The sequence below is a fragment of the Neobacillus jeddahensis genome (genome assembly GCF_000612625.1).
GTDB lineage: Bacteria > Bacillota > Bacilli > Bacillales > Cytobacillaceae > Neobacillus > Neobacillus jeddahensis.
The window spans coordinates 1-2718 of the sequence record NZ_CCAS010000119.1; the positions used below are offsets into that span (position 1 = coordinate 1).

A 2718-nucleotide genomic window follows, 5' to 3' on the forward strand; every position below is an offset into this window, starting at 1 on the left:
CCTACTGTTAGAATATTTGATTTTACCTCTAATATCTTATCATTTACATTATTTAACTCTACATCGTTAGAGGTATTTGTAATATTTTTTTCAACTTCTCGTAATTGAGCTTTAATTTTATCCTTTTCTAATTCAAGCCTTGTAATCTTTGAATTTAAATCATCTAATTCTTCCCTACAGGAGATAATTGCCGTTTCAATGGTTTCAACAGATTTTTGCCTTGATTTTAAAATATCAATATATTCGTCAGCGCTATAAAAGAACTTTTCATAGTGACTTTCATCAACGGAATTGCCACAAATGCAGTGATTTTCTTTTCTAGTAACTTCCCTTAAACAACACGGACAAGTATTGGGAGAAAAAAGGTTCAGTTCTTCGTGTGCCAAGATGATTTTTTTAATCTGAGTAACTTCCAGAATCAAATCTTCCTTTAACCTTATCAAATCTCTTAGTTCAATAGTGGTTGCACTTTTTTCAGCTTTTAAACCGTTGTATGTACTGTCCACTCTGAAAAGACTTTCCCTCAATTGATAGATATACTTATCATATTGGGTTGAACTGTATTGTTTCGTCTTTAAACTTTTTCGATAAATTTCTAATTTTTGTAGTTGTAAGTTCAATTCTCTTAATTGGTTGGTTAGTTCTTCTTGGCTAAAACCTGTAATTTTAAAACCCATTTTATGAACCATTTCAACATAGTTATCTAGGGTTTCTTTTAGCGTATTTTTTTCTCTCTCGGTTTTGTTATATTCACCAATAAGGGAATAGTATTCAGAAAATTGATAGCCTACTAATAGTTCAAAGATAACCTTTCTTACTGCAGCGGAATCTGAGACAAAATTACTATCATTTCTATGTTCTTTATAGATATTTTGTGCGTTTGTATCTTGGTCATAATGAATTAAACGATAAAGGTCGCTGAAATTGATTTTAAATTTTTTAATCCCTTGATAGATTTCACACACTTCTATCCCAAGCTTGTATAGTATCCAATCGGAGAAAATCCAATCATCTTCATTCTTTACAGCATTACGATATATTGGAAAGCTTTCTTCAAAGTTGTCTCCCTTCACAAAAATAACATTACTGTTTGATGGATTGAAATACCTTGTAAATTCAAATGGTTCCTCGTTTATTAAAACCTTTAAAAGCACATAATTGTTGGTATCACTATAAATTTCTCTATGATTATCTTTATCATTCCTAAAATCAAATTGTCTTACATACATTCCAATGCCATAGCTAATAAGTGAACTAAAGGTTGTTTTGCCAGCCCCATTATCAGCTTCTACAATTTGAACTCCCTTTTTAATGTCTTTGGATGAGTAGTAATATTTATCACCTTTATAGATGATTTTTCTTAATGCTAAGCTTCCCATACTCTCACCCCATTGTTTGTATAAAGTCTTTCTAATAATGTTTTAGTCGATAAACTTTTTAATCTATTAATCGCTGTTTTCAATTTATTTATATTTTTTATCTCTACTTCAAATAAGTCCGATTTCAATAATGTTTCTGGAATATTCTCCTGATTTATCCATATATCAATCGTATGTCTTTTCTCATTTTTAACTAAAGATACCAACTGATTTGCTTCTAATGTAAATAAAATGGATGAAACCAACTGTAATCTCAATCGACTTTTAAAATAAGTTTCTCTTAAAATTTCAAGGTCTTCCTTTGGAGGGATTCTATAATTATCCGAATAACGAATAAACAAGTCCAAGAGAGTTGAATCAGCAACCAATGGCAAAATATAGCTTAATTTTGTATAATCTGTCCATTTGGACTTTGCATCCTTACAACCAAATACTTTTAGAATAATTAAGATATTGTAGGTTATAAAGTAGTAATCCTCATCCTTGTTAAACATTATCCTCTTCTTGACATTTAAATGCTGATTGTCTTTTTCTTTTTCAAAATTTTTTCCCATTTTTCTCACCCATCAAAAGAAAGATAACAACTATCAAATAATTCAAGGATAGTGTTTCTTAATGTGTCTTTATTTTTGAAAGGGTACGTAAAGTCTTTTGACTTTTCGGCTAAATGTGTTTCAGCAAATTGAACTAAGTCATCTATCCAGCCATCCACAACCCTCGGTTCTACTTCACTACCATCATATGAATCTAAAATCTCTAATAGTCTTTCTTCGCAAGCATCATATATTCGATATTGGTATGCACCTTTATCCTTGCTATCGATTTTCGCCAACTCTAATTTCACCGCACCGATTTTTCTGGCGAACATTCCTAATTTCCGCTTACTGTATGTCTTAGTTACTGCTTCTATTTTTTCATCCAAGTTCCTTTTATCCCTTGGCGGCTCTAACTTTTCCCATTGCTCATAAACAGGGTCGCTCATTTTATATTGATTATTACCGACTTCAAGTAGTTTTAACTTAACTTGAGAATCACTAATCAATCGACCAAAATGGTCTTTTATATTTTGTCTTTTTTCAAATTCGTCTAATAATGCTGCAATTACGTATGATTCTTTACCAAATAAATCAACTTTATAAAACGATTGTTTTCGAATTTCTACAATCAAGGTTTGTTCCAGTTCTTCTTCATCTTCCTGTTCAAATTTCCAATCAATCTTGTTAATAAAACTTTTCCATAAGTCATCAGACATTTCTTCAAGAGGCTGAAGAAAGCCATCACTTTCTTTACCTTTGTATTGCTTTCTATATTCGTCAATAAGAACTGTTTTAACAGTTGT

General features: G+C 30.9%; 3 protein-coding genes. All 3 read right to left on the minus strand.

Going from position 1 to position 2718, the window contains the following annotated elements; all coding sequences use genetic code 11:
• Positions 1-1379, minus strand: a 1379-nt coding sequence (locus TY15_RS22815; RefSeq protein ID WP_042375703.1) for a hypothetical protein, incomplete at its 3' end; no start/stop codon positions are given.
• Positions 1367-1933, minus strand: a complete 567-nt coding sequence (locus TY15_RS22820; protein WP_040204015.1) for a hypothetical protein — start codon at positions 1931-1933, stop codon at positions 1367-1369. The genes TY15_RS22820 and TY15_RS22815, both read right to left, overlap by 13 nt.
• 5 nt (positions 1934-1938) lie before the next feature.
• A partial coding sequence (locus TY15_RS24820; RefSeq protein ID WP_042375705.1) for a hypothetical protein occupies positions 1939-2718 on the minus strand: 780 nt, incomplete at its 5' end.

Coding starts and splice junctions, on each gene's coding strand:
- TY15_RS22820 (WP_040204015.1), bottom strand. CDS start 1,933: ATGGGAAAAAATTTTGAAAAAGAAAAAGACAATCAGCATTTAAATGTC.